Origin of the sequence: Desulfuromonas acetoxidans DSM 684 (assembly GCF_000167355.1) — a bacterium.
Classification (GTDB): Bacteria; Desulfobacterota; Desulfuromonadia; order Desulfuromonadales; family Desulfuromonadaceae; genus Desulfuromonas; species Desulfuromonas acetoxidans.
Map to the genome: position 1 here is coordinate 181217 of NZ_AAEW02000001.1, position 25275 is coordinate 206491.

Genomic DNA, 25275 nt, shown 5'->3' on the forward strand with positions numbered 1-25275 from the left:
ATGATAATATTTAAATAATTAAACCCCAACGGATTTCCCATGTCTATACGTTCTAAAATCATTGCTCTGGTCATTTTTCTGCAACTCATCCTGACCATCACCATGGGCAGCCTTTTTCTTCACGAGCACTCCAGCCATGAACAGGACACCCTGAACCATATTGGTAAAAATCTTAAAAACAACCTACTGCGTGAAAACCACGAAACGGAAACACTCTACCCGGCTCGGCTCAAAAAATTTGTGTCAACCACTGCCGGCCTCATAGCGGCATTCAGCCACAACAACCAAGCTGTATTAGCTCAACTATCGCAACGCAAGCTTGCCGAGCTCCGCCAGGAAGACCCAGCATTTTCAGCCATTGCCTTTATTGCAAAAAATGGAAACGTCATCTACCACACAACGGATCCGGCACGCATCGGCGACAATGTGGGTCATGTCCCGTTTGCAAAAGACTCCCTCGAAAACAGAAAACCCATCAATGGTCTTGTGCTTTCACTTGGCGGACTGGCTTATCGCTTCAGTTACCCTGTGTACCAGTCGGAACGCTATCTTGGTATCATTGTTTTTGCCGTCAAACCAACACGAGCTCTTGAACTGGCATCACAGGATTTCGGCGTTTGCTGTGGCATTTTTATCAACAACCGCTTTGTTGACAGACTGCAAAAAGAGGAGAGGTTTTCAAGAGAGGATAAAACGCTGATCACATCCACCGGAAGATGTTTTACCAACAGGGCATTTTTGGAGAAATTCCCTCTGGTGGCCACAGCACAGGCATTTAAGCTCCAACACCAGAGCTATCAAAAATTCCCCGCAATCCCCATCAAAAACTACCGTGGATCCGTCATCGGTGAAATTCAGGCAATGCTGAACACGACAGGCCTTGAGGAATCTTTTGAGCGCTCACTGTACCATTCAGCCCTGATCTGTTTAGGGGTTTTCATCATCACCATCATTGTTCTGCATGCCGGCACCGGGTTCTTTTTACAGCGGGTCAAACAACTCCAAAGCCAGCTCGAAACCAAAGTTTTCCGCCGCACCCAGGCGTTACAAACTCTCAACGAGAAACTTTCTCAGGAGATCCGTGAGCGAAAACGCTCGCAAAAGGCACTTCAGAAAATGAGTGAAAACGACATGTTGACCAACATCTACAACCGCCGCAAATTTAATACCTACTTTAGTCGCGAATGGGATGCGGCGTTGCGGGAGAAACGGGTTGTTTCATTATTGATGATCGATATTGATTACTTCAAAAACTACAACGACCATTATGGCCATCTAGCCGGAGATGATGCTTTGATCGCGGTGGCGGCAACCCTGAAGAACAAATTGACACGCCCGCGCGATTTTGTCGCCCGCTATGGCGGTGAGGAATTCGTTTGCCTACTACCGGAAACATCCATGGACGCAGCAATTTACCTTGCTGAAAAGTTGCGTCTGGAAATCCAGAAGCTTAACTATGTTCATGAATATTCTGTTGCAGCAGGCCACATCACCATCAGCGTGGGCGTGGCAAGTGCTATCCCGACAGCAGGGCAAGCAAAGGAGGATCTTATTGACCAGGCCGACAAGGCTCTATACCGGGCTAAAGAGGCCGGGCGCAATTGCACAAAAGCCGTTTAAGCGGTGCGCATTCAAGCCTCGGCGTCGAGCCAACCTGTTTTAGCTTGACAGCGTGTTGCTTTTTCGACTCGGTTCCGCCCCTGGTGTTTTGCTTCATAAAGAGCCAGATCCGCCCATTCGATCAGTTGCTCGGCCGTCACATTCTGACGGTCTTCAACGATATGGGTCGAACAGACACCAAGGCTGACGGTTACCTGCGGCGGGCCCTGGAGCTCATTGGCGGGGATGGTTTCAATCAAGTTGCGCACCCGTTCTGCTGCGGCATAGGCTTCCGTCGCCGTTAAACCAGGCAGAATCACGGCAAACTCCTCGCCCCCATACCGGCACGGGATATCCAATTCGCGCAGGCTGCCGGCAATGCGGTTGGAAACCGCCTTGAGAACATGATCCCCCACCTGATGTCCGTAGCTGTCATTGACGCGTTTAAAATAATCAATATCGAGAATCACCAGACCAAAGGGGATCGACTGCCGCTTGAAACGGGCTAATTCCACCTGGATCGCCCGATCAAACGCTTTGCGATTACACAATCCAGTGAGGGAATCTTCCATCATCGTCTGACTCATGCTCTGCTTGTCCTGCGACAAACGTTTAATCTCACGTTTGCCAGCCACTGCAATCTTCAATCTGGCAGCAATTTCAGACAGATCCATTTCAAACGCCAGGCAATCAGAGCAACCTAGCTCAAGAACCTCCGCACGACTCGGATCATTTAACGAGGAAAGGTAGACAACGGGAATGCCGCGCGAAATCGAACTCAAGTGCAGATTGAGGTAAACCTGTTGTTTCTGGTCCACACCGGCAACAACAATAAAGATATCGCAATCATCAATACCGATAATTGCCGTCGGGCTGACAATCTTCACCTCAGTCAACACATCGATCTGACTGAGAAGAAAGGCGATCTCCTCACGTCTGTGTTTAACGCAAAACACCAGAGCTTTCATGGCGGGGTACTCCAAGCCGGTTTTAACATATCAATAGAAACCTCACTTCCAATGTACTCCCCGCCTCAGCTCTAATCAAGAGATAATTCTTCATTTGCTCTTCCGCCATAAATCCGGAAAACGCTTAATGGTTTCAAACAAATAGGACACTTTTCAACAAGCGAAATCCATCAAGAGATTCCAACTTCGCGCCTGGATGACACGAACAGTTAACCCCCTTTTAAATAAGCTCTTTTTCGTTGTTCCCACCCCAAAAAGGTGCGATCAGGAAGATGGACACGAAAGAATAAGACGATGACTTTTGGGCGCAAAGATATTCTTCGCTACCAACTTCGTGATGCAGCGATATATTGGCTGATTCTGCCCGGTTTCGTTCTTAGTGTGGGCGCTCTTTGTGACAGATTATTGCACTGGTCAGGCTTTGGATTAACGCCTGCCATTATTGCAACAGGCCTGCACCTCATCGCTCTTGGCAGCTTGGTGGTTTCAGCAGCCATGCGGGTTTTCTTCCAGCATTGGCCGAGAAACAGGCCGAGATCGTCTAACCGTTGTGGAGATGGTGTTTTTTCATCAGATCATAAAAAGTCGGTCGGCTGACACCCAGCTCTTCTGACGCCTTGGCAACATTTCCATCATGATTTTTCAGACAGGCAACCAGCATATCCCGTTCCAGCCGGTCACGTGCCTCCTTCAAGGTTAAGCCGTGTGTCGAAAATTCGTGTTCCGGGGCTGCTTTATCTTCAAACCCAAGATCGCAAGGTTCCAGTACCGGACCATCCGCCAACAGAATGGCCCGTTTCACCTTGTTCTCCAGCTCCCGAACATTTCCCGGCCAGGAATATTCCTTTAACGCATGCTCAGCCGCAGAGCTGTATCCCTTGATTTTTTTAGAAAATTCCGTGACATAGCGGTTAAGAAAAAAGTTGGCCAACAAACAAATATCATCACTGCGATCACGTAATGGCGGCAGATCGATGGTAATGACGCCAATCCGGTAATACAGATCTTCACGAAAATCGCCCCGCTCAATCGCTTGCTCAATATCAACATTGGTTGCCGCCACAATACGGGAGTCAACGACAATTTCATCCCGGCCACCAACGCGTTGGATGGTCTTTTCCTGAAGAAAACGCAACAGTTTCACCTGCAACGGCAAGGGCAGTTCGCCAATTTCATCAAGAAAAAGTGTGCCTTCATGGGCATATTCGACTTTGCCTTTTACCTGGCCGACAGCGCCGGTAAATGCGCCCTTCTCATGGCCGAACAACTCGGCCTCAAGCAAATTTTCCGGAATCGCGCCACAGTTGATCGGAATCAGCTCGCCCTTGTTGCGCAAACTCTGGGCATGAATCGCTTTGGCAACCAGCTCTTTGCCAGTACCGTTTTCGCCAAGAATCAAAACCGGAATATCTGCTGATGCGATCTTGCGAATGGTGGTAAACACCTCTTCCATCTGCGGACATTGGCCAAGAATCCCATGCAGGTTGCTGAGTTCGGACGACGAAGCTGTCTGCAGACGGTGGTTTTCCGTCTCCAGTGCCGCCAGTTGAAAGGCGCGCTGCAAGATAATTTTCAACTCAGCGAGATCAATGGGTTTGCGATAAAAATCATACGCACCCAACTTCACGGCCTTCAAGGCGTTGTTGCGATCTTCATTTCCGGAGAGAACGACCACTTTGGTGTCCGGCTGCTGATGGAGAATCTCCTCCAAACAACGCAGCCCCTCTGTGGCACCATCGACATCAGGTGGCAAACCGAGATCCAGAGTCACCACCTTGGGCCTATGTTTGTTGAACAGTTTCAGGGCGCCACCAACATCTTCTGCCAGCAGAACGTCATAATCTTTATTCAGCCCCCATTTCAACTGCTTACAAATTTCTGAGCTATCATCAACGATGAGTAATTTGTCCACGAAATGTCCTTATCTTTTTTCGTTTCCCCCTCGAGGAAAACACAACTTACATCTCAACAGGCAACCACAGGGTGAATGTTGAGCCAACCCCGGGCTCGCTTTGCACCTCAATGCGACCGCCATGTCCTTCAATAACCTGACGGCATTGATACAAGCCAATCCCCATCCCCTTTTTTTTCGTCGTTTCAAACGGTTTGAACAGTCGCTGGCGAATAAATACCTCACTCATGCCTGCTCCATGGTCCGTAACACGGATAAACGCCTGCTCGTCCCGGCCTACCTCAACCTCGATCGGCGCCTGGTCTGTCGAAGCTTCGCGGGCATTATGAAGCAGGTTAAGCAACACCTTGTCCACCTCAGCGCTATCGGCCCTGACGATGACGGCAGATCCACGAATCTGCACCGCAGAGTGACCGGACTGCTCAACGGCCCGTTGCGACAACGTCAGAAGGTCCGTGTCCGTGAATTCCAGGGTGGGCTGGCGTTTGACATTCTGCAACCGGACAATGAGCCTGTTCATATTGTTCACAGTGTTGTCCAGTGTTTCAAACATATCCGCCCGAAACTCGGCATCATCAATATAATCGCGGGCATTATCAACAACCAGAGCCAGGCTGGACACAAGATTTTTAAGATCATGAATAACAAAGGTCGAAACACGACCGATGGCCGCCATCTCATTGGCGGCGACCAAGTCCGCGTACAGCTTCCGACTCAGCAGCACGCCAATCGCTTGGTGTGACAGCGTTTTCATCAGGTCGAAATCTTCGTAGGTCAGCGGGTCACCGTCGTAAACCCGTTCACCCAGCGCAATAACCCCTTCGATCCGTTGCTGAAAACACAATGGAACTAAAAACTTACACCCCTTTTGATGGAGGCTGGCCCAATCTTCGGTCAAGGTCGTGCGGTTTTCGCCCAGATCAACCACCCAATTGTCTTGTCGCATACGTGATTCTTCTGGAAGCCCCTCTCCTGGTGACAAGTGACTCATATCCATCTCGTGCTGAGCACTGCATAAGAATCGACCACTCTGCTGATCACGGAGAAACAAGGCAGCACCACGTAACGAAAATGTTTCGGCAAAAAAGGCCAGAATTCCCGCCTCAAGTTCTTCACGATTTTTCGCTTCAGCGAGTCGGGTGGTGAAATGAAGCCATTCATTGCGATAATCGTATTTTTTCTGATAAAAATTCTTGTGCAGCACGACCTGAATCCGCCGCCGAACCCGTTCGGAAAGAAACAGCACCACCAGCAACACACCGGAAAAGACAGCCAGAGCGACAATAATCGTCCGATTTTGTGTCACATCAAGATAACGAACACCGGTGCCAAACAACCCCAGGCCGATCAGATAGATCCCTACAACCAGAAACACCACGGAGCGATAGGCCACATGGCGTGACACCTCAATGCGCATCACTTCGCCGCGATACAAGCGACTGTAGGTCATAAAGCCAAGGGCCAGGATCACACTGGCCGTGCGGACCGGAATCAGGTTCATATCCAGCGATCGATACAAAAGCGCCTGACTGTAGTGAATCACCAAAACGGCCAGGATCAACCCCGCACCGACAATTTCAAACTTGGCCCGCCAGCGATCCGGTCGCGACAAGGAGACATAGGTGCGTTCGAGATGGAACAGGCCGACAACCAGTGCACACATCAGCAAGACATAAAACAGATGACCTTGGGAACGCAGGAAGAGGATTCTCTCGTCGACAAAATCCGGAGAGTAAAACAACTCCAAGGGCGATAGAAAAAGAGCAATTGCGGGAAAAAACAGCATCGCAGCAAGCAGCAACTTCGACCGGGAGGAAACGTGCCCCTGCTGCCACTGGTGTGCATAGGTAAGGCTGAAAAACAACCACGTGAAAGGCAGGCTGGCTTCGGCAACAAGCCCCATCTTCTTCCAGCGCATCAAATCAGCGGGTTCAAGGAAGACGAGCAGGTCACTGATCTCCAGAACAACACAAGCCAAAAGCCCCATAAATAAGGCAATGGTCGCGGTCTGCCAACGCCCACGCAGCAAGACAACCAGCACGTAGATCACGGCAAGACTGATGACTGTAGTTGATAGAATCGGTTGCAGCATGAACCACCCCTCAGGGCTGATAAAAATTCAAAACGCAGACAGGCGCGCCATGAGGCGCTCCTGATCACATACAAGCATACCGTCTAATTGTGATTTCCAAAGGGGATCGGGCTGAAAACAGCGGTGTTACCATGCAGCATGTCTCTATTGCGGCAAAACGGCTTTGATCTTCGGATAGAAATCACGCACAAATTGTTCGACAGCAGATGAAGAGACACTGTCAGCCTCTTGAAAAATCGTAGAAATGCGAATAAATGCCGAATCACGCCTCTGGTAACGGATCGAATTAAGAATTTCGGCAAACTTCAAGGCGTATTCATTGGTCAGCGATTCCCCCCTGACCTGATACCAATACCAGAAAATTTCGCGGCGGTCGCCGTGCTGATAAACTGCTTCGACCAGTTGAACATCATCGCCGTCAATATTTAACGCTCTGCTCTTCTCCGACACGGCCTGCCAGCCACTACCCGGCAGACAATGCTTTGGCGAATGGATAGGCCCACTGTCCGGACCACCTCCATGGTAGCCGACATACAAAGTTACCGGTTGCTTCTCCTCGTTGACATAAACGCGGTACAGATAATCCGTTGGTCGCAGTTGGTCAAGCACGGCTTCACTGAAATAGACATCATCCACCTGAGCCCAACTGGCGACGCGCAGCGGAATTTCATCCAGGGGTTTGGCTACCGGCACATGAACGTCGCGATGAACACTGACAAAAACCGCCGTCATGATCAAAACAAGATAAATCAGATAAAAACGCGCTTTGCTCATGACCGCCCCCAACGTCGTAAAAGCATACCAAGCATGAACAACAGCAGCATGGCCAAAGCGAAAACAGCCATCCCGGCAAATTCATGAAAAAATCCTTGCGCCGCAGCAGCACCATAATGCTGGGCAAGAACGCCGGTAACAATCACGCGAAACATATTGGTGGCGATGGCAATGGGGACCGCAGCAAGGATAATGATGGTCCGCTTGATGACAGCTTTTTGGGTCATAAAGGCATAGGCCACGGAAAGTGCCAGCAGAGACATCAGCGAACGTAAGCCACTGCAGGCATCGGCCACTTCAAGGACCGTCTGCGGAAAACGGATGATATTACCTTCACGCAGCACGACTATGCCCATCGCCTTGAGACTGATTACAGAGAATTTAGCCACCAGCAGTTTTAATGGAAATGCCATGGCGTCATAAACAATGTACGGCAACGGCACCATAAACAGCAGAAAAGCAAGCGGCAGTGCCAGCAGTCTGAAAACCTGCCAGCCATACCAGAACAGAATGGTTCCCGCCAATACCACCACCAGGGATACACGCATAGAGTAATATTCGGTGCCGGCAAAACCGAGAACCAGCAATGCCACACCGGCAATACTGACAAACAACCCGGTCATGGCCGGACGTACCGGCAGGGATTTCAATTCAGGCCAACTTTGCCAGACAAAATAACCGGAGATAAAAGGCACCAAAAATCCATGAGAATAATTGGGGTCATGGCTCCAGTCCGCCACCATTTCCGGAATGACATTGCGGTAGGTCAGAGCGATTAACGCGACCAGAACCAGCCAGTGCCAACGGTAGCGGGAAAGATCCTGCTGGAAAGTCTCCCCTGCACTCGGCATCGTCATCAGTTCGCTCCACTCTCAACTCGCAACAGAACGTCAACAATCCGCTCAGCAGCTCGGCCGTCCCATTTTTCCGGTATCTGGCCGGTGGCGGTATCTCCATGAAGAATCCGCTGCGCTGCTGCGAGAATCGCCTCCTTGTGATGACCAACCAGCGTATTGGTACCCTCTTCACACGTGATTGGCCGCTCGGTATTGGGGCGCATGGTAATGCAGGGCACGCCGAGAACCGTGGTTTCCTCCTGCAAGCCACCGCTGTCCGTCAGAACCAGACGCGCGCCCATATTGAGATGAAGAAATTCCAGATACCCAAGCGGTTCGGTGATCCAGACCCCCGCCACCGTATCCGACGTATTGAAGAACCCTTCGAGGCCAAACGATTCGACCATTTTTTTCGTGCGCGGATGAATCGGGAAAATCACCGGCATTGTCTGCGAGATCTCGTGGACCGCTTCAAGAATGCCTTTGAGGGCATCGCGGTCATCGACATTAGCCGGACGATGTAGTGTCAAGGTAGCATAGCCTTGCGGGGTCAGACCTAATTTCTCACGCAGGTCGAGCTGTGAAGCCATCTGCCGATGTTTCATCAGCGTATCGATCATCACATTGCCGACAAAAAAGATCTTCTGGGCATCAACCCCTTCAGCCAACAGGTTGCGGTCGGCAATATAGTCGGTGGTAAAAAGATAATCGCACAACACATCGGTGCACAACCGGTTGATCTCTTCAGGCATCAACATATCGCGTGACCGCAGACCGGCTTCGACATGCGCCACGCGAATACCGAGTTTCTTGGCGGTAATAGTGCAGGCCATGGTCGAATTGACATCGCCAACCACAATCACCAGATCCGGCTGATGATCCAGGCAGACTTTTTCAAATGCCACCATAATCCGTGCGGTCTGCTCGGCGTGGGAGCCGCTGCCAACACCGAGATCAATATCCGGTCGCGGCATGCCGAGATCGACGAAAAACGACTGACTCATTTTTTCATCATAATGTTGTCCGGTATGGACCAGAATGGGATGAATGGCATCAGGGTAGTGATTCATGGCCTCAATCAACGGGGCCATCTTCATAAAGTTAGGTCGGGCACCGACCACGTTGATGATTTTAAGTGGCTTCACGATGTCTCCATTTCTTCTTAAACTGCTCCTCAATCTCCCAAGGACAAAGACTATCAGATAACACAGAGTTTACATCTCGACGAATCGTCCAGATCAGCGGACGCAATAACAGATTGGCGCTTTTAAGGACCTCTTCAACCTCCATGACATAAGGCCGACGGCGCCCACGGTGCTCGATGGCATCGCCAATGGGCTTCAGGTTTCCGCCGAGACGACTGAAATGGGTGGCCAATAGCGGCTCAGTGAGCATATACATGGTCTTGATACCGTAAAATGAGGCCATCTCCAACATGCCGATATACAGTCCCACCGGGATATACGGAAAACGACGACGTCCCTGAATCGTAGCGTCTTCCTGCAGATCAATGGAGATCGGCTTACTGAGCTCATTTTTCCGTCGCCGATAATCCGCAACAATCGCCAGTCGCGAGACCTCTGCGGTTTCGCCCCGTTCCGAGGCTTCGAGATCCGGATACCCGGCATAAAGGGTGTCACGACAGGATTCCTGAATCGGAAAGATATGATCCGGATGGCCGACCTGCGGTAAAACAAGACGAACACAGCCGATGTAACGCTGTGAACGCACCGCCATCAACAGACAGTGCAGAGCATTTTCATCATAGCTGTCCTGCTCCAGGCCCTCTTCATTCACGGGTTCCCAGCCCAGCTCCTCACAATACACGGAGTGGCGAATCCGCTGCGCCTCCCGGACAAGATCGGGGGTCACTGCGGGAATAACCTTGAAATAGGTATGAAAATGTTTATGTAATTGCAGCATTTCCCGTAAACGAGCCATTTTCAAACTCAATGATGTGGCCATGACGCCCCCCTGAATTTTCTCTGAATGCTCACAAATCAGCTCTCTTCGACAACGATGACTGCGCCAGAAGACAGTTAATTTTAAGGGATTTATATTAAAATCAATATAGCAGGCTTACGGACACCTCGCAAAAAATATTAAAGAGAATTTCATTCAAATGTCCAAAAAGTTTGCCGAACAAATCATTCTTACGTATTCTGCTAAATTATGAACAAGTCAAGCCTGCCCAGAACCACGAATAGCTGTTGCAGCTCCCGCCTGTTGATCATTCTGGCTTGCGTCTATTTTTTTCTGCTGGTCTACGCCAGCCTGATGCCCTATGACTTTCGTGCCTCAATCGACATTCGCTGGGTGATCAACAAAGCGCTCCATGCTTGGCCGGTAAATCCGTATGCCCAGGTCAGCGGCTCTGACGTTTTAAGCAACCTGATTCTCTACATTCCCCTAGGGGCCCTTTTGGCCACCCACTGGGCAACGAAGCATCACCACAGGATGCGTGCCGCCTTGGCCGCCCTGATGCTCTGCAGTCTCACCAGTCTTCTGATCGAAACGGGTCAGATTTTCTTATTGTCGCGCACGGCGAGCATCACCGACTTCATCATGAACACCATCAGTGGCGCTGTTGGTGCCGTAGTCGGTGCCCGCTGGGGACCGATGTTGTGGCAGCAGATTCTGTCAACATTGCATCAACGGCAAAAACACAGCCCGCTGGATCTTCTCACACTGGTTTTCGCTGCGTTGATCGCCGCCGATGCTCTGGCTCCGTTTCTGCCAACGCTGTTAATACGCCAGGTCTGGCGCAGTATCAAAGCCTCACAGTTCAACCCGATTGCAGGGTTTTCCCAGCATCCGTGGCACTGGTGGCTGGTCACACACATCCTGCTGTATCTGGTGTTCACTCTATTGGTCGCCCAGTGGTCCAAGCCTAACCATTCAAAACCGGGAAGGGTGAATGCAGCCCTGTTCTGCGGCCTGTTTGCCACAATGCTCGAAGTGGCAAAACTGTTCATCACCTCACGGGTGATGAACATGAGTAACCTGATGGCCAACTACACCGGCATCTTTGTGGCAGTCATTCTACTGACCGTGTGGCGACGACCTTTATCCCGTGAACTTCGCCTGACGCTGGGTCTTATCGGAGTCACAGGCTACATCCTGTATTTGGGCTGGCTGCCGTTTGATTTTCAATTCGATGCTCAACTGTTCACCAATAAATTGCCTCGCGGTGTTGAGTTCCTCCCTTTTTACCACTATGCAATGGGAGCCTCTCTGAATCATATTCGGCTGTTTTTGCAGACGATCCTCCTCTCAGCCACCCTGGTGTACTTCTACCGGCTCCGCTTCGCCACGCTTGATCAACGCTGGTTTCGCTTGCCGGTCATTGTGCTGCTGACAGGCACCATTGGCCTTCTTCAGGAAGGCGGACAACTCTTTCTGACTTCGCGCACACCGTCCATGACCGACATCTACTGCTATATCATCGGCGGCATACTGGCAACGCGTATCCCACTGCTGCCTCTTGATGCTCCCCCTGCCGAAAAGGAGACCCATGGCGTCTAACCCCTCAATTCGTCTGGCAATCATCGGCGATCTGCTGTTTACCACCCCTTACGCCTCCCAGAACGGCAGTCGCGGCCTGGAATCAGTGTCTGCGCAAATCACTACCCTGTTCGCCAACTGTGACCTCGTTGTCGCCAACCTGGAGAGCACACTGGCGGCCGACCAACAGGTTGCCACCGAACCACGGGTGCTCGGAACCGCCCAACAATTCGACTCACTCATTCAGGCGCATATCAACGTGGTCACGTTGGCCAACAACCATGCCTTTGATGCCCTTGATGAAGGTTTTCGTAAAACATCTGACAAACTCAACGAGCTGGGGATTCATGCCTTTGGTGCCGGAAATAACCTCACCGCAGCACAAGCTCCCGTCAGTCTCACCATGAACGGCGTTCGCATTGCATTCATCGGTGCTGTGGCCACTTCCACCGGCATGGGAACCTTTGCCGGCAACGACAGTGCCGGTGTCGCCCCGCTGGAAACCAGAGCCATCTGCGACCAGATTCAGCAACTCAAAACCAGCCACGACCATGTTGTCTTCATCCCGCACTGGGGCGAAGAGCGCTTCCGTTTTCCGGCACCGGATCAGGTGGCGCAGGGCCGAGCATTTATCGATGCCGGAGCCTCCGTAGTGGCAGGTCATCATCCCCACGTTCTCCAAGGCACGGAAACCTATCACCACGGCGTCATTACCTACTCATTGGGGAACTTCCTTTCAAATCCGGTCTATTGGCAGGATGGTGATTCCTTAACCTGGGACAAATTTGAGCGTACCAGTCAAATCATTGTGTTTGAATTAGATCAGGAAAAAATTACCCGAATTGAACAGGTTCCAGTGTTTGATGATGGGACACAGATTCGTATAGAAGAAAGTGGCTGGGGGGAAAAATGCCTGCACCATGCTGATAATTATCTGCGTCAGGGGATCACTCCGGCACGGTATGCGAAAGAAGTGTTTCGTGTTCACAAACTTCTGCCGTTCAAATCCCGGTTGCGTTGGGACACCATCCGCCGCCTTCGACCAAAGCATTTTAAAAAGGCCGTAAAGCTCTTTTTAAATAACTAACTGTTCTCCGCCGACAAAGAGGAACAACATCACCACCCTCTCCAAGAATGACAGACACTCTTCACTGCCTTTAGTGAACCTCAAAGCAGCCAGCATCGAGTCTCTCTGCCGAGCGCGATTGCCCCGTCAGATCCTCAGTTACGGCAAATTCGACTAAGCGCGGGCAAAAACCAATCGCAGGCGAACCCGGCCGGAGTTCAAAATTAAACAGTTCTGGATGATGATACTCATGGACTGAGGCGTGGTTGAATTCCGGGTCCACATACCGGTTGGCCGCCATGAGACTGTTTATTTTTTCAACCTCTGACAGGCTGAACCTCTCCGGGCCGACAGTAACAACTGAACCAAATCCGGCACCATACACAATATTGTTTTTCATAATCGAAACATCAAGCGCTTCGGGTTGCTGAAATGCCACCGCACTCCCCGCCTGCGTGACCACAACATTATTGCGAATATTCGTGTAAAGCATCCGCATCCTACCCGTTGTATCATTGAGCAGGATGCCGGCATGATAGAGCGGTTTTTCATTGCCGGACACATCGTAACGCCCCACCCATATGGTGTTGTTGATGATCTCGTTATTGACAAAATCCCCCCCGGAACCAGATTTACTTTTATAGCCGAACAACACAATGCCCTGCTTGGCGTTATTGAAAATAAGATTATTTTTAATCAACGCGTTACAAACACCATTCACCAGGGAGATCCCGCCACCGGTCAGATTGGAATGACAAATATTACGTTCTATAAACAATCCATTCACGCGACCATTGTGTTGAATACAGAACCGGCCATCATATTTTTTTGCCGTGCGATAAAACAACGAATCCTGGATTCGCAGATCACTGTTTGCCTGGTTATCATCTGAGGTGCCCAGATACACGCCATGAGATAAGGTATCGTGAACAACGCAGTTTTCAATCAACACCTTATGCACATTGACCATGCCGCGAAAACCGCTTTTCAGATGGCGCGCCAGAACATTACGGATCGTGACATCGTACACATAGTTCCAGTCATAGCGATTGGTCCCATTGAGATAGATCGCATTACCGTCACCGCCGTTGGTCTCATTGTCAAAAATGAAACCATCGATGATAATGCTCTGTGCCCCTTTAAGACTGAAACAGGCCGCATTACTGCCTGCGCCGCAATTGTCGAACACAACGGACTCACCAGGGTAAGACAGCAAAAGAATCGGCTTATGGACTGCACCAAAAACATTTTTCAGTTCAATCTGCTGATGGTAGGTACCCGCTCTAAAAATGACCGCATCACCGGGTTGAAGACGTGTTTTAACTTTCTCCCACGTGGCAAACGGTGACTCAACAGCGTTTATTGTGGCGCTTTCGTCATTGCCATCAGGGGCAACAAACAGCAACCGATCCGGGGAATAGCCTTTGTCCGCCAAAAGCACCCGCAAACTGCCATATTTTTTCAACGCGCTTTGTGCCTTATTAACTTGCGGGTCCCGATCATCCGCATCCGGACCGTTGACAAATATGTCGCCGACCCCGTAACCATCCCCGTCGCGATCAACAAAGTAAATAGCCTCATCGGCAACGGCGCCCCACGGCAACAGCAACAGCAAAAAAGCAATGGTCAAAACCTGAGATACGTGACGCAGAACCATGCTGCCCCCCTTAAAAAAATTGCTGCCCGCCGGAAACTCATTTGATCAAGGCTTCAATCCAGTCCAGAGTTGAATACGTTACGTCAGGAACCCTCACCAGCGGCACAGAGACATCAGAAAAGTCCGCACCCACATCCCAGGATTGATACGCATCGGGACCAACCTGCTTCAAATGCGTGTCAGCAGAGTTGATCTGCAACGCCCCATCGTTGTCAGCGAGAATCATCGGATCGACATCATAAATACCGTCTTTTTCAAATGAAGGAAGGTTGGGGCGATTGTCCCCATCAGGACGAAACCACAGGTTTTCACGAAAAACAAAACTTTCAGGATCTGTGCCCCGACCAACATTAAAAAACACCTTGACCCGTTGGTCCGTAACCACCACGTTGCGTTCAAACACACCACGTTGACACGGTTTGAACTGAGTCTCTTTGGTTTCCTGCAGGATGCGACCGAGCCATTTCTCCGGCCGAAAAAACAGGTTGTGGTGCACATGGCTGTCTTGCGCAGTAACCCAGGCGAGCTGGGATTCGCCGCCTATAAAGGTATTTCCGGCAATAGTCACATGTTTTGCTTCATAATCACCGACAAAAGGGCGGAAATACTGTTTGCCGGTCAACCCGCCAATCTGCACGGTACGCAGACCAGCCATACGAAACAGATTGTTCTGCACCAAAATATTATGCGAACCGCCTTTAATCTGAATCGCGTTACCGCCACGAAAGCCCTGCTTGCCGGAAAACACACATGCTTCGACCAAACCGTTACGACAGCCGACCATATCCACGCCAGACCCACCCCAACCTTCGATGCGACAGCTCCGTAAAATGAAATCCGCCACGCCGGACAGCTTTACCGCGTCTTGGTTTCCGTTACCGCCGGTATCAAGAACGTGAATATTTTCCAAAATAATGTGATGTGATGGCGCCTTTTTACCACCATCATCAATATTGATTCCGTTGCTGGCAAAGCCGCGAAATATCAGGTTGCCACACTTGAGATAGGAACAACTCGTCAACTTCAGTCCTTCGCGACCGCCTTCGAAAACAGGAGGCAGGTTTGGATCACTGCCCCGAATGACAATAGGAGCCTGAGAGGTGCCATGGAGATTCTTTAAAGAGATCCCACGATAAAAACCGGGAGAAAGAAGCAGTTGATCTCCCGAAGCAAGCTTCGTTAAAGCATCTTTGAGCTCCGTGGCATCCCTGACCTGAAAGACATGAGAACAACAGGGCGACGACAAAAAAGCCAACAGGAGAAAGGTGAGCAAAGAAACAATCTTTGAATGCTTCAAAATCAGGCCTCCTTCTTTGTGCGATTTAATTGCTGAAAGGAGTATGGAGTTGCACGCGCTGACCGGCTATCACGTTTTTTCTTAAGGCAATCAGTTTGCTTCGCCAATGTGTTTTAACTTTTAGACCTTTATCAATGGCCTTCAGAGCTTGTTGGCGATCTCCGAGAAACCAGAGTAATTCCGCATAATAAAACCACACTTTTCCCGACTCGCTGCTGTGCTTGAGAAGGGTACGATAGTCCGTAACCGCTTTGCCATAGACACCAATCGCCGCATAACACTCCGCCCGATACTTTAACGCCGAAGGAAACCTGAGTGCACGGGGGTCACTACGGACGATAAAATCGAGATTTTTAATCGCCTCCGTATAATATTTCAATCGCCCATAAATGAAGGCTCTTTTGTAATAAAGCTGTAGATTGCGCGGTTGTAATTTGACCGCCCGATTAATGTAATCAACCGCCAGATGTTTTCGTGATTCATGGCGCAGGCATTGGTTCGCTTTGGCCACCAGTATTTTGACATTCTGCTCCACCGTACCGGTTTGCGCCAAGACGTTACCAGCCAACAGAGTTCCGGCCAATGCGACAACAACAACCGTTATCATCCCTTTTATCCGACAGTGCATCATCACATCCATTTCTTCAAAATACAGCGCTCAGCATTTAGTCTATACCAGCTCAAATATTCATCAACCATGTGCGTCACGCTGAAATGGGCCGCGACATGCTTACGGCCACTCTCGGCCAAACGTCCCTGCAATCGTGGTTGTTCGATCAGGCGCTCCATGACCTCGGCAAGTTGCGGCGGTTGTTGCGCAGCAACCAGTAACACATGGTTGCCCACGGCATCAGAGATACCACCCACATTGGTACTGATCACCGGCAGCCCCGCTGTCATGGCTTCGAGAATCACCATCGGCAATCCTTCACTACGACTGGAAAGCACAAAACAATCCGCCGCCGAATAAAGAGCCGCTGTATCTTCACGAAAACCCAGAAACCGGCAACAGCGACTCAGGTCATGTTGCTTCAGCTTATCCAACAGCCCCTGGCAATAAGCGTTTTCACCAAGAGTTCCGGCAATGGCGACAAAAAATCGGCCCGGCTGTTTGTGGTTTAACAAGGCAACCGCATCCAAAAGATCTTCAAAAGCTTTTTCCGGACGCGGGTTACCAACGGCCAGAAAAACACAGGTGGCATCATCGCAGCCCAATTCTTCACGGACACGATGACGCTGCGTGCCGTCAATAGGCACCGGCGGGACACCATTGCCTATCACCCTCAGATCTTTGGTCCAACCAAGATAGTCGCGATGGCGCGTTGCAACACTTTCTGAAACTGCCGAAAGCGCTGTGATAAAACGGGAAAAAAAACGCAGGCGCCCCTGCAGCCCCTCAAAGCCTTCATACAGCAGACCATGGGCGGTAAACAACAAAGGGCAACGCCCGGCAAAAAGATTTGCCAGGGCAGCATAAGGCAAGCTGGCATAATCGTGCACATGAATCACCGTCGGGCGGAATTGTTTCAGCACACGCCTCAAGCGGTAAAGTGCTTTAAGATCTTTACCGCTGTGACTTCCCAAAGCGACCACCTCAATATGTTTCACTCGCAACAGCGGGGACAGTGTGCCCTTATCCTGCAGACAGATCACACAAACAGGAATATGACGCTCCGCCATCTCCGTGGCAAGGTGAACCACCAGCCGCTCCATACCTCCGGGCCGCAGTTCCGTCAGGACAAATGCCACACGGGGCAGATCAGAAACCATCGGTTTCCTCCTGATCCTGGAGATAGTTGTCCAGAGACCGTTTCAGGCACACAGGCAGCATCAGCAATACCCAAAGAATTTCCGTGTAAATCATGGTGATGGTCAGCGCACAGGTCATAAAAATCACCAACGCCACAAGAATGGCGAAATAGAGCTGGGTAAACTCCTCCTCTTCAGGTGGAGGCAAACTATGCACCTGAAGATAAATATGGCGTAAATTGAGACTCGACTGCAGCAGAAACAGCAGAAACACCGCCAAACCAATCACTCCTAATTCGGCAAAACATTTGACATAGGTGCTATGGGAATCCTTGCCCTCATATTCGGGGATATAGCGACCAATGGTCTGATACCAGTTGCCCGGCCCGATCCCCAACGGGTGAGAAGCCACCATCCGCAGCCCGGCTTTCCACAAACGGATCCGACTGGAAGAGGACTCATCCATCTCGCTTTGATCCGTTGAAATACTCATGATGCGCTGAATGAAAAAATCATCTGAAAGATAGATAACACCAACCATTCCAGCCATACAGAGGATGACGATATGTTTGCGGTACTTTTTTGGAGCAAAAATAAACGCGGCAACCGCTCCCATCACCAGACCGAGAAACGCGCCGCGACTGCGACACAACACCACCGCATTGGCCGTAAATGCACCGCACGCAGCGTAATAGAGTTTTCCGGGCCAGCGACTGCGCAAAAACATGATGCCAATCAACGGCAGCATCGCAGCCATAAACGCAGCAAAAAAGTTGGCCTCGGAGAAATCCGCTCCGCCAATCCCTTCAAGGCGTCCGCGGGAGAACGCACTGTAAGGAACACTCCAGGCCTTAATCCCCAAGAGAAACGCCGCCGAGGACAGCACCGCGAAAAGACCTTTGAGTTTGTTGAGGTCCGTAATGACATGGGTCATCATCAGGGTGAAAATAAAGATTTTTGCCAACTTGATGGCAGGATGATCGGTGCTGCCATAGCGACCAACCGTTTGCGGTGCGAAAAAGTAGAGCCCCCAGACAACCAGCAGAAACAGCACCATCAACCACTCTTGCTTCTCAATCAGCTTTTCACCAAAACGCAATTTCTTACGCTGCAAAAAGATTCCTGCCATGGTGGCCAGAGCCAAGGTGAATGAGAAACGGATCCCCATTTGCGCAAAAGGCCGCCCCCACCACTGATCCGCCGGATTGAGGCAATAATCCGCCAGGTAGCCATAGATTCCCAACTGGGGCAAAGCCAGGGCACCCAACACGCAAAAGGTAAAGACACTGATAAAGAGTAGTCCTCGACTCGACACGTTAACCCCTCTGTCCGTCGTCAAAAGATGCGTGAACCAGAGTTTCCAGCTCGGCAACTTCAACACGCATCCGTTCTTCCCAGCTCCAAAATGTTTTTGACAGCTCTTTTTGAGCCATACTGAGCTGGTGTCTCAATGCGTCATCCTGGCATAACTCAACAAGGTGCGCCCCCAGTGTTTCCGCATCATCCGCCTCAGACAACAGCGCATTGTGACGATGTTTCAACAGATCCGCCGTCGAAAAATCGCTAACAGAGACAACCGGCAAACCGGCCCAGGCCGCCTCATAAAGCGGATTACACCGATTGGTCACATCGTTGGTCAGCAGAAAAACATCTGCCGTATTCATCAGCGCCCAGATATCATCATGGGCCACCGCCCCCAACCAGACCACGGCATCGCCGAGATTCAGCTTTTTTGCCAGAGCTATGAGGTTGTCGCGTTCCGGCCCGTCACCGGCCACAATCAACTGACAGGCCACGTTCTGCCGTCGGCAGACAGCCAACGCCTGCAACATGCGATCAATCCTTTTCCAATAGCTCAACCGTGAACAGGACAGAGCCCAAGAAGTGTCTGGATTCAACGCCGCAAAACGGGCCACCAGCTCCTTTCGCGACAGATCCGGCGGAGTGGAGGGTGGTTCAACACCATTTTGCCAGAAGCGAAAACGCTGCCCGGAAACGCCGAATTTCTGCGCCACCTCATCGCCACGGGTACCGTCATTGGCGCAAATCAGCAGATCGGAAGGCACCAGGTAACCGGCCGCTGCTGTCGGGTAACGCAGCGAAACCAGAGGTTTCTTCATCAGATCAGCCAAAAAGGTACCGTACAAGCGGGTCACATTGGGAACCTTCCATAAGCGGCTGACCAGAAAACCGCTCAGGGCAGCATACTGATTGTGGGCGTAGACCAGTTGCGACGTAAAACCATGATGACGTACCCGTCTCGCTGCCAAGGTCAGGCTGACCGTCAACGCCAGAAGCATGAACACATTCAACAACCAGCGCAGCACATAGGGGACAGAATCGTTGTTGCCCAGGCGACGGGCCGCGTAGCGCACTTTTTTGAACAACGGCAACCAGCGACACGGGGCAAAGTAGACAGAAAACGGCTGGCCATCCGGAATGGTCAGTGGCTTGGCATCATCTGAAAAAGGATCAAAGCGCGGCAACACCAGTTCGAGCTCATGCCCTCCGGCAACATGGCCGTTCAGAGTCTCTCGCAGCGAGGGCATCCCACCTTTACCTTCCATCGACCAAACCGGCAGTGCCGAGATGTGAAGAATTTTCAGACTAGTCTTTACCATAATACTCATCTCTCAACGTATGGTTGGCCCAGACAAAAAGGTGCTTTCGCCCTGGGAACGTCAGCCATGGCCGCCACCATTTTTTGATACCGATTCTTTTAACGGTATTTTTATAGGCCAGATTCAACACAAAAGAGGCCATGGAATAGAGGGTGACTTTTTGATGACTTGATGCCGGCACAGCACTCTTTTGCAAATAACGGTTCAGGCTTGATCGGGCAGCAGCAGTCGCTGGCCACCACAAGGGCGAATTTGACGAAGTATCCTTTTTTCGCTGGGCGAACAAACCGCGTGGCACGCCGGCTTCTTCAATCAGTCTTCTCGCAACAGGCCTGTCATAATCATTGTGCAGAGTCCATGGAGCCATCTCTGCCATCCGTCCAATAGCCTTGATCTGGTTGACACGTTGAATGCCCCACCAGGGAACAACGCAGTTAAAAACGCCCTCAATCAAACGAAATTCACCCATCATCTCGTTGACACCACCCTTAAGTTCCTGAACAGTATCAACATTGCGATCCCACACCACATCGCCATAGCCGCCACTGAAAAACAGGCACAACGGCTTAGGAAAATCCAGAACAGTCAGATTGCGCCCTCCGGGCCGTCCGACACCCGCCCAGACTGCGACCTCATGCCGGTAGTGTTTTGGCTCATGGCGACACAAACGACACTCCAGCCCAAGATGGGGGGCAATTTTTTCACCGGAGTCTGAGCCACGCCAGAAACTGCTGGAATTTTCAATACTCGATGCTTTTTGGCAACCGGCGAATTTGGCAACTACAGCCGTGGCCACAGAATCATAGCCCGTTGATAACCCCACAAGCATCTCAACAGGAAAGGCGCGCTGTTTTGATGTGGCATTTTCCCCGATCAACTCAGCCGCGTGCCTCATAAAGGTTTTATACGCACCATAGTTGCTGAGATCAGGAAGGTCGGTTTGCTTGCTCACTTTTTTCAGCGCAGTGCCATCATAGAAAAGGTTGTCATAATAGACGACATGGAGCTCCGGGCCACTGGAAGGAATTGAAGGAACATGAGAGTTCAATCCCTTGGTCTGAACCGTAACAAGGTCTTCGGAGTAAAACGCATAGTCATCCAGAAGAGACAGTCCTGCGATGTTCAACAAACCGGGCAATGTATTACTGACATACAGCTGGCTTTCGTCATGGGCAAACCACAGACGATCCATCCCCGTCGCTGACGAAACAAAATAGATCCCTTCGGGACGCACGCGCACTCCGGAGCCAAAAACGAGATCTGTTTTATCAAAGTCTCCATCGGCAAAAGAGCGGTTCCAAACCCCTTCAACCGCCCACAGGTCTGAGATCTCAACCATGGGACCGTGAAAGAGTCGGGCGGTCTCGCTGCCCTGCTCAACGACACACACCCAGGCCAACTTGGGCCAGTGTTGTTTCTTTTCACACTGTAACTTCATACAAAAAACGGCCTTACTCCCGGAAAGACAGATTTGAATACGCCATAAACCTCCATCAGGCGGTCAAATCGTATTTTTCTTTTAAAAACTGATGCAGCAAACGCCCCACCTTCATTGTCTCGGTTTTACAAAGCTGGTCTTCCTCTTCACTAAAAGGGACACAATAATCCCCATCAGTGGTCAGATTGGTAATATAAGGGGCAATGTCAGTAACTTCCCCCTCTTCTAAATGATCCGGAATCGCGGTGCCGGAAACATCTTTGCGGGTTCCGGCATAAACAGGTCCATCAGGCGTAATCAACATATAGGTCCTGAACAGATAGACGTATTCTCTGGATTCACCCTCCTCATTTTTCTTGATCGTGTCGGGAACAACGTATTCGCTGACAACGTAGTCGTTATTGTTGGCAATCTGCGGAATGGAATCTGTTTTATAGAGATGGATTCCCAGGGCTTGATCAATGTATTTGTTTTTGACGATAATATTGGGAAAACGGTCATCCCTTCCGATTTCCTTCGCCAACAGAGTTTCGTGATCTACAGCTCCGGGAAGCCGTATTCTGTCCTTGGCCTCGACGTTTTCATTGTAAGTGGCTATGTTTGCTTCCATCACGCCCTTGCGCACCACGAAATTGGCCAAAGGGTTATCAAAATAGCGGCTGATAACATACAGGGTGCGGTCATCGGAGTAATCCACATCAGCGCTGATCCTTCTGTCCCGCGGAGAGCCCAAAAAGGCATCATCAATAATGCCGAGCCGAAAATCGTCTGCTTGAGCCATCTCTTGCCAGGCGGCTTCCACTTGAATGTTGAAATATTTTTGAAACCCCGTCGGATAAAAAAGCAGCTGGTCAAGGCCCTCTTTTTTGGCGTATTCCATCATGTGGCGGAACAAAGGATCGCCATTCGGAGAGCACAAATGCCGATCGATATAGTGACCGGGATTAAAGTTGCTTTCGATGAAATACAGCTTGCCATTGGAGGGCAAAAAGTCGATGCCGATAAGCGCACAGGCCCTCGATTTTGCTCCTTTACCATGAAAGACCGGAGAGGAACAGGGCGATGCGGGGATCTGCTGAACATATTCATCGACAACGATTTTAGGGTCCAATCGACACGCACGAAACAACATGTTGAGAACGGGAGCCTGATACCAGCCAATCTTAAATGCCAGATCGAGAAGCCTTTTTGCCAACCATTCAAGCAAAAGGGTTCCTTTGCGACCGGCAAAAATCAACACACGGCTGACAAACATCGATCTCTTTCTGATGTTCCAGCCAGCCTTGATCGTTTTGACACATAAGCGATAAAGGGAACCTCGCGCCACAACTCGAACCATGGGCTCCGATTGGAAAGCCTTTTCCGCCAAATAGTGTGTGGCTAGCGCAACAAACTGCGCTTTAACCGGCTCATCCAAATCCTCAAAAGGACCAAGGATCTCCGACAAAGCAAGAACACCCTGGACAAGTGAAGAGTTATCAAGGCGGTGCTTTTGTGCCAGTCTGGCCAGCTCTTTCTTCGCCACTGCAGCTCTTACCGGTCCCGGCAAGTCCAACAATTCATTCCAAAAAGACTTAAACGAAACGTTCATCACCCCTCCATTGGAGAAAATCATATAAATTCAACATGCATCTCAATTCTAAACGGCATCTTTGATCGAAACGGTCTTCTTCACTTTTTTTAGTAATCGAGTCCTGTCTTCGTGGGGCAACAGGATCGTCAGAAGGATCAAACACCAGAACAGGATGGCCGACCCAACATGTTCCCAGAAACTCAGCCAGCCTTCGATAGACCACAGATTTTGCAGTAAGAGACAATAAAGGCTAAATAATACCGCCGCGAAAGCTCCGGGCAACAAGTTCCCATAGACAAACCCCGCCAAGGGAGTGTCGAGTTTCCGGCACAGATAATAAGGCACCGCAACCGCCGATATGAGTAAACGTGCGGTCAGGGTGCCTGCAGCGACACCAACAAGCCCGATGTTGAACAGCATGACAAACAGTAATGAGAAAACAACGTTCATCACGGCTTCGACAACCGCGCGCTTGGCGGTAAATCGGACATGGCCCATGGCCGACAAAACATTGATGCACGGCAGCAGGTAGAGCGTCGGGATCTTGGAAAGAGCCAGTACCGCCATAACACTGGCGGCCATGGTCACACTGTGCAGATCAAATCCGTCCTGCAACATCCACAAACGGATAAAGGGCTGGGCGTAAAAAACGAGCCCCAGATAAACCAGCAGACCAAAACTTAACGAAATGCGGATCTGACTGTTCAAAAGCTTTTTAACTTCGCAAAAATCTTGTGCAGCAACCTTTTTTTGAACGGAAGGAAAGTAGGTCATGCCGATCATGCTGATAAACGGCGCCGAATAATAGATCAGCATGGCGCCAACACTGTATTCCCGAACTGAAGCGACACTTAAAAAAGCCCCGACAATAACAAGATCGCTCTGCCCGATAACTTTGAAGGCCACATTTGAGATAAACGCATAAAAACCGTAGCCGAAAAGTTCTTTGAAACGGCTGCGCGAAAACAGCAACGGAAAACTGCGCAATGCGGGATAAATTCTACCCGCGCCGATCCGGTTGAAAACAAGGGAAGAAAAATTAGCCAGGGCAAGGGCTCCGGCAAGTCCCCACAGGGCCCAACCGGAATACAAGGCATACACCGTTGCGGCGGTACGAATCAGCAAAACACACAGGTCGATGGACCGGGCAACATCAAAACGGTCATGGGCGGTAAGTACATTGGAGTAGATGGCCGCAACCGCAGAAAACCAGAGGTTAACGGCCATAAAAGGGAGTAACAATCGCACTGTGTCATAATATTCGGCCGGGACATTTCTGAAAAAAATCGGAAAACACCAGCCAAGGACAACACCCACCAGCAGAATCAGCCCACCGGTTAACGTGAAAATCGCAAAACCGGCCCGGATCGTCTCATCCACTCCGGTCTGATCTTTTTTACCCAGAAATAACGCAATATGACGACCAACACTTGAACGGACACCGATATCGAAAATCCCCATATAGCCGATCAGCACGGTCAGCAGGCTCCAGATACCATAAGAAACAGCATCCAGCTTACCAACCACATAGGGCGATAGAAAAAACATCACCACGAGGGAGGCAATATGCCCTCCCCAGTTGATCGCCAGATTACGCAGAAATTTTCGTCTACTCGGCATAAAAGCCCATCATCTTAAAGGTTAATCCAGCGTGCGTATGACCTTAGCCGGCACACCGGCAACAATCGATTTTGGCGGCACATCCTGTCTCACCACAGCACCAGCAGCAACAATGGCCGAAGCCCCCACGGTAACACCGGGGAAAATGACCGCATGCGCCCCGATCCAAGCATCATCTTCAACCAAAATCGGTGCGGTCTTCTGAACCAGCCCCTTGGCTTCAGGGTGATACGCCAGCCGAGAGTTATCGGGGTAACTGCTGGCAACAAACACGACATAAGGCGCCACGGCTACACGTTTGCCAAAGGTTACGGACGGTGGCGTGCGGCTTATCCCGAGAATAAAACTGCCAAAGCCGATCTCCGTTCCCTCGCCAATAACAATCCCCGACTTGACCAACAACAACTTGCGCAGGCGGTTATAGGGCGATACCGCGGCCTTCGAACGTAATGTCCGTTCGGTGTACAACCACCAGAACAGCATGTAATAGCCATAACCAGGCCCTTGAACCAGACCGCCGCGAATCCATGAAAACAGCTTGGGAACAGACATATCGCCTCCTTGGTACA

20 protein-coding genes are annotated in these 25275 nt (G+C 50.6%); 3 read left to right on the forward strand and 17 right to left on the reverse strand.

Annotated features, from left to right (window positions below):
• The first annotated feature begins 39 nt into the window (after window positions 1-39).
• Window positions 40-1620, forward strand: coding sequence for a diguanylate cyclase (locus DACE_RS16890; RefSeq protein ID WP_005997529.1), 1581 nt, complete (start codon window positions 40-42; stop codon window positions 1618-1620).
• Between the two features lie 11 nt (window positions 1621-1631).
• Here DACE_RS16890 and DACE_RS00760 read toward each other — a convergent pair whose 3' ends face one another.
• The 7 genes from DACE_RS00760 to DACE_RS00790 form a co-directional block, all read right to left on the reverse strand.
• Complete coding sequence (locus tag DACE_RS00760) at window positions 1632-2567, reverse strand: GGDEF domain-containing protein (RefSeq protein WP_005997530.1); 936 nt, start codon at window positions 2565-2567, stop codon at window positions 1632-1634.
• Between the two features lie 541 nt (window positions 2568-3108).
• Window positions 3109-4479 carry a PEP-CTERM-box response regulator transcription factor gene (prsR, locus tag DACE_RS00765; RefSeq protein WP_005997531.1) on the reverse strand — a complete coding sequence of 457 codons (1371 nt, stop codon included), beginning with the start codon at window positions 4477-4479 and terminating at the stop codon, window positions 3109-3111.
• 46 nt (window positions 4480-4525) lie between these two features.
• Window positions 4526-6571, reverse strand: a complete 2046-nt coding sequence (gene prsK / locus DACE_RS00770; RefSeq protein ID WP_005997532.1) for an XrtA/PEP-CTERM system histidine kinase PrsK — start codon at window positions 6569-6571, stop codon at window positions 4526-4528.
• Window positions 6572-6715: 144 nt separating this feature from the next.
• A complete protein-coding gene (locus tag DACE_RS00775) occupies window positions 6716-7345 on the reverse strand; it encodes an exosortase C-terminal domain/associated protein EpsI (RefSeq protein ID WP_005997533.1) in 630 nt (209 codons plus the stop codon).
• Window positions 7342-8202, reverse strand: coding sequence for an exosortase A (gene xrtA / locus DACE_RS00780; protein ID WP_005997534.1), 861 nt, complete (start codon window positions 8200-8202; stop codon window positions 7342-7344). Before xrtA ends, DACE_RS00775 begins: the two co-directional genes overlap by 4 nt.
• Window positions 8202-9278 carry a non-hydrolyzing UDP-N-acetylglucosamine 2-epimerase gene (gene wecB, locus DACE_RS00785; RefSeq protein WP_050769950.1) on the reverse strand — a complete coding sequence of 359 codons (1077 nt, stop codon included), beginning with the start codon at window positions 9276-9278 and terminating at the stop codon, window positions 8202-8204. The genes xrtA and wecB overlap by 1 nt, the downstream gene beginning before the upstream one ends.
• A 34-nt stretch (window positions 9279-9312) precedes the next feature.
• The gene (locus DACE_RS00790; protein ID WP_005997536.1) at window positions 9313-10146 is read right to left on the reverse strand and encodes a PEP-CTERM/exosortase system-associated acyltransferase; all 834 of its coding nucleotides are present in this window, start codon (window positions 10144-10146) and stop codon (window positions 9313-9315) included.
• Window positions 10147-10353: 207 nt separating this feature from the next.
• On the opposite strand from DACE_RS00790, the gene DACE_RS00795 reads away from it, so the two are divergent.
• Together DACE_RS00795 and DACE_RS00800 are read left to right on the forward strand one after the other, a co-directional pair.
• Window positions 10354-11706 (forward strand): VanZ family protein, encoded by a 1353-nt coding sequence (locus DACE_RS00795; protein WP_005997537.1) that lies wholly within the window; start codon window positions 10354-10356, stop codon window positions 11704-11706.
• Window positions 11696-12772, forward strand: coding sequence for a CapA family protein (locus DACE_RS00800; RefSeq protein ID WP_005997539.1), 1077 nt, complete (start codon window positions 11696-11698; stop codon window positions 12770-12772). The genes DACE_RS00795 and DACE_RS00800 overlap by 11 nt, the downstream gene beginning before the upstream one ends.
• Before the next feature lie 70 nt (window positions 12773-12842).
• On the opposite strand, the gene DACE_RS00805 is transcribed toward DACE_RS00800, so the two are convergent.
• From DACE_RS00805 to DACE_RS00850, 10 genes are read right to left on the reverse strand one after another with little or no spacing between them, the layout of a single operon-like run.
• On the reverse strand, window positions 12843-14408 hold the full coding sequence (locus DACE_RS00805) for a right-handed parallel beta-helix repeat-containing protein (protein ID WP_005997540.1): 1566 nt from the start codon (window positions 14406-14408) through the stop codon (window positions 12843-12845).
• Between the two features lie 37 nt (window positions 14409-14445).
• The gene (locus tag DACE_RS00810) at window positions 14446-15705 is read right to left on the reverse strand and encodes a right-handed parallel beta-helix repeat-containing protein (RefSeq protein ID WP_005997541.1); all 1260 of its coding nucleotides are present in this window, start codon (window positions 15703-15705) and stop codon (window positions 14446-14448) included.
• A gap of 25 nt (window positions 15706-15730) precedes the next feature.
• Window positions 15731-16312: a tetratricopeptide repeat protein gene (locus DACE_RS00815; protein ID WP_162013574.1), complete on the reverse strand. Its 582-nt coding sequence runs from the start codon at window positions 16310-16312 to the stop codon at window positions 15731-15733.
• 23 nt (window positions 16313-16335) lie between these two features.
• Complete coding sequence (locus DACE_RS00820; protein ID WP_005997543.1) at window positions 16336-17475, reverse strand: glycosyltransferase; 1140 nt, start codon at window positions 17473-17475, stop codon at window positions 16336-16338.
• Window positions 17465-18769, reverse strand: coding sequence for an O-antigen ligase family protein (locus DACE_RS00825; RefSeq protein WP_155808922.1), 1305 nt, complete (start codon window positions 18767-18769; stop codon window positions 17465-17467). Before DACE_RS00825 ends, DACE_RS00820 begins: the two co-directional genes overlap by 11 nt.
• Before the next feature lies 1 nt (window position 18770).
• Window positions 18771-20075: a glycosyltransferase family 4 protein gene (locus DACE_RS00830; protein WP_198912584.1), complete on the reverse strand. Its 1305-nt coding sequence runs from the start codon at window positions 20073-20075 to the stop codon at window positions 18771-18773.
• Window positions 20062-21513: a hypothetical protein gene (locus tag DACE_RS00835; protein ID WP_005997548.1), complete on the reverse strand. Its 1452-nt coding sequence runs from the start codon at window positions 21511-21513 to the stop codon at window positions 20062-20064. The genes DACE_RS00830 and DACE_RS00835 overlap by 14 nt, the downstream gene beginning before the upstream one ends.
• A gap of 55 nt (window positions 21514-21568) precedes the next feature.
• Complete coding sequence (locus tag DACE_RS00840) at window positions 21569-23128, reverse strand: hypothetical protein (RefSeq protein WP_155808924.1); 1560 nt, start codon at window positions 23126-23128, stop codon at window positions 21569-21571.
• Window positions 23129-23152: 24 nt separating this feature from the next.
• Window positions 23153-24706: an oligosaccharide flippase family protein gene (locus tag DACE_RS00845; protein WP_005997553.1), complete on the reverse strand. Its 1554-nt coding sequence runs from the start codon at window positions 24704-24706 to the stop codon at window positions 23153-23155.
• Window positions 24707-24727: 21 nt separating this feature from the next.
• Window positions 24728-25258, reverse strand: a complete 531-nt coding sequence (locus DACE_RS00850; protein ID WP_005997555.1) for an acyltransferase — start codon at window positions 25256-25258, stop codon at window positions 24728-24730.
• Window positions 25259-25275: the final 17 nt, after the last annotated feature.

What these genes read in the sequence shown, in the direction of transcription:
- DACE_RS00795 (WP_005997537.1), top strand. Translation starts at nt 10,354, where the DNA reads ATGAACAAGTCAAGCCTGCCCAGAACCACGAATAGCTGTTGCAGCTCC.
- DACE_RS00760 (WP_005997530.1), bottom strand. Translation starts at nt 2,567, where the DNA reads ATGAAAGCTCTGGTGTTTTGCGTTAAACACAGACGTGAGGAGATCGCC.
- DACE_RS00790 (WP_005997536.1), bottom strand. Translation starts at nt 10,146, where the DNA reads ATGGCCACATCATTGAGTTTGAAAATGGCTCGTTTACGGGAAATGCTG.
- prsK (WP_005997532.1), bottom strand. Translation starts at nt 6,571, where the DNA reads ATGCTGCAACCGATTCTATCAACTACAGTCATCAGTCTTGCCGTGATC.
- DACE_RS00850 (WP_005997555.1), bottom strand. Translation starts at nt 25,258, where the DNA reads ATGTCTGTTCCCAAGCTGTTTTCATGGATTCGCGGCGGTCTGGTTCAA.
- wecB (WP_050769950.1), bottom strand. Translation starts at nt 9,278, where the DNA reads ATGAAGATGGCCCCGTTGATTGAGGCCATGAATCACTACCCTGATGCC.
- DACE_RS00775 (WP_005997533.1), bottom strand. Translation starts at nt 7,345, where the DNA reads ATGAGCAAAGCGCGTTTTTATCTGATTTATCTTGTTTTGATCATGACG.
- DACE_RS00820 (WP_005997543.1), bottom strand. Translation starts at nt 17,475, where the DNA reads ATGGTTTCTGATCTGCCCCGTGTGGCATTTGTCCTGACGGAACTGCGG.
- DACE_RS00805 (WP_005997540.1), bottom strand. Translation starts at nt 14,408, where the DNA reads ATGGTTCTGCGTCACGTATCTCAGGTTTTGACCATTGCTTTTTTGCTG.
- DACE_RS00815 (WP_162013574.1), bottom strand. Translation starts at nt 16,312, where the DNA reads ATGATAACGGTTGTTGTTGTCGCATTGGCCGGAACTCTGTTGGCTGGT.
- DACE_RS00830 (WP_198912584.1), bottom strand. Translation starts at nt 20,075, where the DNA reads ATGGTAAAGACTAGTCTGAAAATTCTTCACATCTCGGCACTGCCGGTT.
- DACE_RS00800 (WP_005997539.1), top strand. Translation starts at nt 11,696, where the DNA reads ATGGCGTCTAACCCCTCAATTCGTCTGGCAATCATCGGCGATCTGCTG.
- DACE_RS16890 (WP_005997529.1), top strand. Translation starts at nt 40, where the DNA reads ATGTCTATACGTTCTAAAATCATTGCTCTGGTCATTTTTCTGCAACTC.
- DACE_RS00835 (WP_005997548.1), bottom strand. Translation starts at nt 21,513, where the DNA reads ATGAAGTTACAGTGTGAAAAGAAACAACACTGGCCCAAGTTGGCCTGG.
- xrtA (WP_005997534.1), bottom strand. Translation starts at nt 8,202, where the DNA reads ATGACGATGCCGAGTGCAGGGGAGACTTTCCAGCAGGATCTTTCCCGC.
- DACE_RS00840 (WP_155808924.1), bottom strand. Translation starts at nt 23,128, where the DNA reads ATGATTTTCTCCAATGGAGGGGTGATGAACGTTTCGTTTAAGTCTTTT.
- DACE_RS00845 (WP_005997553.1), bottom strand. Translation starts at nt 24,706, where the DNA reads ATGCCGAGTAGACGAAAATTTCTGCGTAATCTGGCGATCAACTGGGGA.